The following is a 7,286-nucleotide window of genomic DNA, read 5'->3' on the forward strand; positions in this document are numbered from 1 at the left end:
TTTCATGGACAGCGTCAGATGTGGATAAGAGACAGCCCTCGCCTGGGGACTCTGGCAACAGGCCAGCGCCCTCACCCAGCAGATCGACGCCAACCGCACCGCCCTCACCCCCCTCACCACCCGGCAAGGGCTCTCCCTCCTCGACGCCGCGCTCGCCACCGACCAGCCCGCGCTCGTCCCCGCGCAGCTCAACACCGCCGCGCTTCAGCGGCAGGCGCGTGCCGGGCGGCTCGCGCGGATCTACGGCGACCTGGTGCGGACGCCCGTCCGGCGGGCCGCCGCGCAGGGGGGCGGCGCGGACGCGTCCGGGCTGCGGCGGGAGCTGGCCGGGAAGGACGAGGCGGAGCGCACCCGGGTCCTGCTGGATCTGGTCCGCGCGCACGCCGCCCGCGCCCTCGGCCATGACTCGCCGGACGCGGTCGCGCCCGGCGAGGCGTTCCAGAACCTCGGCTTCGACTCCCTCACCGCCGTCGAGCTGCGCAACCAGCTCAAGGCCGCCGCGGGGCTGCGGCTGCCCGCGACGGCGCTGTTCGACTACCCGACGCCCGCCGCGCTGGCCGAGTACCTGGTCACCGAGATCACGGGCGCCGACCCCGAGCCGGAACCGGAGGAGACGGCCCGTCCGGGCCGCCTCCGCGCCGCGCCCGCCGCCGACGAGCCGATCGCGATCGTGGGCATGGCCTGCCGGTTCCCCGGCGGCGCGGACTCGCCCGAAGCACTCTGGGAGCTGCTCGCCGAGGGCCGTGACGCGATCTCGGCGTTCCCCGGCAACCGGGGCTGGGACGTCGACGCGCTGTACGACCCGGACCCGGACGCGCCGGGCAAGACGTACACGACGCACGGCGGGTTCGTGCACGACGCGGACCGGTTCGACGCCGCCTTCTTCGGGATCAGCCCGCGCGAGGCGCTGGCGATCGAACCGCAGCAGCGGCTGCTGCTGGAGACGTCCTGGGAGGCGCTGGAGCGGGCCGGGATCGCCCCGGACGGCCTGCGCGGCAGCCGCACCGGCGTCTTCATCGGGATCTCCGCGCAGGAGTACCTCGCGCTTGGCCACCTCGGTCCGGAGGACGTCGAGGGGTACCTGCTGACCGGGAACTCGCCGAGCGTCGCGTCCGGGCGCATCGCCTACACGCTCGGCCTGGAGGGGCCGACGTTCAGCGTGGACACCGCCTGCTCGTCCTCCCTGGTGGCGCTGCATCTGGCCGTGCGTTCGCTGCGCTCCGGCGAATGCCCGATCGCCCTGGTCGGCGGGTCGACGATCCAGTCCTCGCCCGGCATGTTCCAGGAGTTCAGCCGGCTGCGGGGGCTGGCCCCGGACGGCCGCAGCAAGTCGTTCTCCGCGGCCGCCGACGGCGTCGCGTGGAGCGAGGGCGCGGGCACGCTCGTCCTCGCGCCGCTATCGGTGGCGCGCCGCGACGGCCTGCCCGTCCTGGCGCTGGTGCGCGGCACCGCGATCAACCAGGACGGCGCCAGCAACGGGCTCACCGCGCCCAACGGCCCGTCGCAGCAGCGCGTCATCCGCGCCGCGCTCGCCGACGCCGGGCTGGGGACCGACGACGTGGACGCGGTGGAGGCGCACGGCACCGGCACGTCCCTCGGCGACCCGATCGAGGCGCAGGCGCTTCTCGCCACGTATGGGAAGCGGTCCGGGGAGCGGCCCGTGTGGCTGGGCTCGATCAAGTCCAACATCGGGCACGCGGTGGCCGCCGCCGGAATCGGCGGGGTCATGAAGATGGTGCTGGCGATGCGGCACGGGACGCTGCCGAAGACGCTGCACGCCGAGGAGCCCTCCCCGTACGTCGAGTGGGACGCGGGGGCGGTCTCCCTGCTCACCGAGGCGCGCCCGTGGCCGGACTACGGCCATCCGCGCCGCGCCGGGGTCTCGTCGTTCGGCGTGAGCGGCACCAACGCGCACGTCATCATCGAGCAGGCCCCCGCCCGTCCGGCGAAGACGGAAGACGCACCGGACGAGGCCGCCGTGCCGGTGATCTGGCCGATCTCCGGCAGGTCTGGTGAGGCGCTGCGCGCGCAGGCGCGGCGGCTGCACGAATTCGTCGCCGCCGACCCCGCGCTCCGTCCCGCCGACGTCGGCCACTCCCTGGCCGTCTCGCGCACCGCCTTCGACCACCGGGCCGCCGCCGTCGGCCGGAGCCGCGAGGAACTGCTGGCCGCGGTGGCGGCACTGGCGGAGGGACGTCCCGGCTCCGGGCTCGCCGGGGCCGAGGTCTCCGGCGAGCACCGGGTCGCCTTCCTGTTCACCGGGCAGGGCAGCCAGCGGCCGGGCATGGGCCGGGAGCTGTACGAGGCGTTCCCGGTGTTCGCGCGGGCCTTCGACGAGGTCTGCGGGCATCTCGACGCGCACCTGGAGCAGCCCCTCGCGGCGGTGGTGTTCACCGCCGACGGGACGCCCGAGGCGGAGCTGATCCACCAGACCCGCTACACCCAGCCCGCGTTGTTCGCCCTGGAGGTCGCGCTCTACCGGCTGCTGGAGTCGTGGGGCCTGCGCCCGGACCGGCTGGCCGGGCACTCCATCGGGGAGATCGCCGCCGCGCACGCCGCCGGGGTGCTGCCGCTCGCCGACGCGTCCCGGCTGGTCGCGGCGCGCGGGCGGCTCATGCAGGAGCTTCCGGAGGGCGGCGCCATGGTGTCCGTCCGCGCTTCGGAGGAGGCGGTGCGGGCGGCCCTGGACGGGCTGGGCGACGACGTCCGGGATCGGGTGGACATCGCCGCCGTCAACGGTCCGGAGTCCGTCGTGGTGTCGGGCGACGAGGACGCCGTGCGGCGCGTCGCCGAACAGCTCGCGGAGCAGGGCCGCAAGACCCGCCGGCTGCGGGTCAGCCACGCGTTCCACTCGCCCCGGATGGACCCGATCCTCGCGGCGTTCCGCGAGGTCGCCGCGTCGCTGACGGTCGAGCCGCCCCGCATCCCGCTCGTCTCCACGCTCACCGGCCGCACCGCGACGCCGGACGAGCTCCGCTCGCCCGACTACTGGACCGAGCACATCCGGCGCGCCGTCCGGTTCGGCGACGGCGTGCGGACCCTCCACGAGGACGGCGCCACCGTCTACCTGGAGATCGGTCCCGACGCGGTGCTGAGCCCGCTCACGGAGGAGTGCCTCCCGGACGTCGCGCCTCCCGCGATCCCCACGCTGCGGTCCGGCCATCCCGAGCCGGAGGCGGTGCTGACGGCCGTGGCGCGGCTCCACACGCTCGGCCTCTCGCCCGACTGGACGCGGCTGTTCGACGGCACCGGCGCACGCCGCGTGAACCTCCCCCCGTACGCGTTCCAGCGCGAACGCTTCTGGGTGGCGCGGGGCAGCGGTGCGGGCACCGCCGGAAACCTGGGCCTGGACGCGACCGGTCATCCGTTCCTCGGCGCGGCCGTCGATCTGCCGGACGGGGCGGGCACGGTGCTCTCCGGGCGGCTCTCGCTCGCGACGCATCCGTGGCTGGCCGACCACGCGGTCAACGACGTCGTGCTGCTGCCCGGGACGGCGTTCCTTGACCTCGCCGCGCACGCCGCCGCGCGGGTCGGCGCGTCCCGGATCGACGAACTCACCCTGCACGCGCCGCTCGTCCTGCCCGAACGCGGCGCCCTCCAACTCCGCGTCACTGTGGCGGAACCGGACGAAGGCGGGCTGCGCGCGCTCACCGTCCACTCGCGGCCCGACGAGTCGGACGACCCGGAACGCCCCTGGACAACGCTGGCCTCCGGCGCCCTCGCCGGCGACGGCACGGCCGAGCCGCCGCCCGCCGGCGCGGGTTCATGGCCGCCTCCGGGCGCCGAACCCGTCGCGGTCGAAGACCTCTACGAACGGCTCGCCGCGCACGGCTACGAGTACGGTCCGCTCTTCCAGAACGTCCAGGCCGCGTGGCGGGACGGCGACACCTCCTACGTCGAGGTTCGGCTCCCCGAGGACACGCCCGTCGCCGGTTTCACGGTGCACCCGGCGCTGCTCGACGCCGTCCTGCATCCGGGCGTGCTGTCCGGCATCGAACCGGGCGGAGCGGTGCGGCTGCCGTTCGCCTGGCGCGACATCACCGTGCACGCGCCCGCGACCACTCGGCTGCGGGCGCGGCTCACCCCTGCGTCCGCGTCCGCTGAGGATGGGATCTCGCTGGAGTTGTCGGACGACTCTGGTGCCGCGCTGCTGTCGGTCGGGACGCTGCTGACCCGCGAGACGCAGGCCCGGCGGTCCGAGCCGATGTACGAGCTCACCTGGTCGGCCGCAGCACCCGACGAGACCGCCCCCGTCAACTGGGCACCGCTGGACGGGGACTTGGAGGACATCACCGACGTCCCCGACGTGCTGGTGCTGCACTGCGCCTCGCCCGCCGACGCCGATCCGGTGGCGGACGCCCACTCCGCCGCGCAGCGGGTCCTGGCCGTCCTGCAACGGTTCCTGGCGGACGACCGGTTCGGCACCGCGCGCCTCGCGGTCGTCACCCGGGGCGCGGTGTCCACCGGGACCGGCGACGAGGTGCGCGACCTGGCGGGATCGCCGCTCTGGGGACTCGTCGGGGCCGCGCAGAACGAGAACCCCGACCGGTTCCTGCTCATCGACACCGACGCCGAGGCCGGCGACGTCGACATCGCGGCGGTCGCTGCCACCGGGGAACCGCGCGTCGCGATCCGCGGCGGCGACCTGCTCGTCCCGCGCCTGAGCCGTACCGCACCCGGTGCGGACGACGCGGTCACGCTGGACGCGGACGGCACGGTCCTGGTCACCGGCGGCACCGGCACCCTCGGTGCCCTCGCCGCCCGCCACCTCGTCACCCGGCACGGCGTCCGGAAGCTGCTGCTCGTCGGCCGCCGAGGCCCGGACGCACCCGGCGCCGACGAACTCGCCGCCGAACTCACCGACCTCGGCGCGGACGTCACGATTGCCGCCTGCGACCTGACCGACCGCACCGCCCTGGCGCGCCTGCTGGAGAACGTCCCGGATCTGACCGCCGTCATCCACACCGCCGGCGTCATCGATGACGCCACCATCCCCAACCTGACGCCCGAACGTCTCGACGTGGTGCTGCGTCCGAAGGTGGACGCCGCCTGGAACCTGCACGAACTCACCCAAGACCGCGACCTGTCCGCGTTCGTGCTGTACTCCTCCGCCGCCGGAGTCACCGGCAACCCGGGGCAGGCCAACTACGCGGCCGCGAACACCTACCTCGACGCCCTTGCCCACCACCGCCACCAGGCGGGGCTCCCCGCCGCCTCACTCGCGTGGGGCTTGTGGGAACAGGCGGGCGGGCTCACCGAGACGCTTGACGACGCCGGCAAGGCCAGGATCAACCGTGCCGGAATGGTCCCCCTCACAGCCGAGCAGGGGCTCGCGCTGCTCGACACCGCCCTGGCCCTACCCGACCGTCCGGCCCTGGTGCCCGCCCGCCTGGACCTCGGCGCCCTGCGCGCCCAGGCGGCGGCCGGATCTCTCCCCGCGCTGTTCAGCGGGCTGGTGCGGGCGAAGACCCGCGTTTCGGGCGCGGCCACCACGTCACTGATCCGGCGGCTGGCGGGGTTGTCGGACGACGAGCAGCACGCGCTGCTGCTCGACCTGGTCCGCACCCAGACCGCCGCCGTCCTCAGCCACTCCACGTCCGACACCATCGACCCCGACCGCGCCTTCAAAGACTTCGGGTTCGACTCCCTCACCACCGTCGAGCTGCGCAACCGCCTCAACGCCGCCACCGGGCTCCGCCTGCCCCCCACCCTCGCCTTCGACCACCCCACCGCCACCGCACTCGCCGCCCACCTGCGCGACGAACTCCTCCAGACCGGCGCGGACCGAAGCGCGCCCGTGACCACCGTCGGGACGGCGGCACCCGACGAACCGATCGCCATCGTGGGGATGGCCTGCCGCTACCCCGGCGATGTCACCACACCCGAGGAGCTGTGGCGACTGGTCGCCGACGGCACCGACGCCATCACCGACTTCCCCACCCAACGCGGCTGGAACACCGACCACCTCTACAACCCCGACCCCGACCACACCGGCACCACCTACACCCGCCACGGAGGCTTCCTCCACAACGCCGACCACTTCGACCCCGCCTTCTTCGGCATCAGCCCCCGCGAAGCACTCGCCATCGACCCCCAACAACGACTCCTCCTAGAGGCCACCTGGGAGACGCTGGAGCGCGCCGGTATCGATCCGGGAACGCTGCGCGGCTCCCGGACGGGCGTCTTCGCGGGCGTCATGTACGGGGACTACGGCACCCGGTTGATCCAGCGCGCCCCGGACGGGTTCGAGGGCTACATCGGGACGGGCAGCGCGTACAGCGTCGCGTCCGGGCGAGTGGCTTACACGTTCGGCTTCGAGGGCCCGGCGATGACCGTGGACACCGCCTGCTCGTCCTCCCTGGTCGCCCTGCACCTGGCCGCGCAGGCGCTGCGGAACGGCGAGTGCGACATGGCGCTCGCGGGCGGCGTCACCGTCATGGCGACCCCGGCCACCTTCCTTGAGTTCAGCCGGCAGCGCGGCCTCTCACCTGACGGTCGCTGCAAGTCCTTCGCCGCCGGCGCCGACGGCGTCGGCTGGGGCGAGGGCGTGGGCATGCTCCTGGTGGAGCGGCTGTCGGACGCCCGACGCAACGGCCATCGTGTGTTGGCGGTGGTGCGCGGCAGCGCGATCAACCAGGACGGCGCCAGCAACGGACTCACCGCGCCGAACGGGCCGTCACAGCAGCGCGTCATCCGCGCCGCCCTGGCGAACGCTCGGCTCACCCCTGCCGAGGTGGACGCCATCGAAACCCACGGCACCGGCACCACGCTCGGCGACCCGATCGAGGCCCAGGCGCTGTTGGCCACCTACGGGCAGGATCGGCCGGACGACCGTCCCTTGCGACTCGGCTCGATCAAGTCGAACATCGGGCACACCCAGGCCGCCGCAGGCGTCGCCGGGATAATCAAGATGGTCATGGCCATGCAGGAAGGCACCCTGCCCAAGACCCTGCACGCGGACGAACCGTCGCCGCAGGTCGATTGGTCCTCCGGAGCCGTGGAGCTGCTTACCGAGAACACGTCCTGGCCGGAGACCGACCACCCTCGCCGCGCCGGAATCTCGTCCTTCGGCATCAGCGGGACGAACGCCCACATCATCCTGGAGGCCGCCGCCGAGGAGGCTGAAAAGCCGGAGGACGCATCCGAGCCGGAGATCGTGCCCTGGGTGCTGTCGGGCAAGACCGAACAGGCCGTCCGCGACCAGGCCGCCCGCCTCACCGAACACCTGAACCGCCATCCCGAAGCGAATATTGGCGACATCGCCTATTCACTGGCGAATACTCGGG

1 protein-coding gene is annotated in these 7,286 nt (G+C 73.8%); it reads left to right on the plus strand.

From position 1 onward, the window contains the following. Positions 1–253: 253 nt before the first annotated feature. On the plus strand, positions 254–7,286 hold a 7,033-nt coding region (locus ETD96_RS37595), incomplete at its 3' end, for a type I polyketide synthase (RefSeq protein ID WP_205719649.1).

It is taken from the genome of Actinomadura geliboluensis (genome assembly GCF_005889745.1).
Lineage (GTDB): Bacteria > Actinomycetota > Actinomycetes > Streptosporangiales > Streptosporangiaceae > Spirillospora > Spirillospora geliboluensis.